Here is a 284-nt window from a genome sequence, read left to right as displayed (position 1 = left end):
CTCGTTGATCCCGGTAGTCCAATTTGGCATCCTCAACATGCGTCTCACTTGCTTAAAGTTCCTTTCTTCCATACACAATTGAGCGAGCAAAAAAATTTTATCTGGCACCCCAACGCACAATTTAACACAAAACTTTCTGAAAAAGCACTTTCACGCTTAAAAGAGCGTGCAGAAGAAGAATATAAACGCCTCCTCTATGTCGGAATGACACGTGCTGAAGATCGATTGTTTATTTGTGGATATAGCGGTAAGCGCACCTTCCCTCGTACATGGCTACAATTGGT

General features: G+C 42.6%; 1 protein-coding gene. It reads left to right on the top strand.

From position 1 onward, the window contains the following. A partial coding sequence (locus ACFIK8_RS11895; RefSeq protein WP_375669548.1) for a 3'-5' exonuclease occupies positions 1 to 284 on the top strand: 284 nt, incomplete at both ends.

The sequence above is a fragment of the Bartonella sp. MR168JLCBS genome (genome assembly GCF_042194175.1).
The sequence above is the reverse complement of the archived record's forward strand: the minus strand, read 5'-3'. Positions and strand labels throughout refer to the sequence as shown.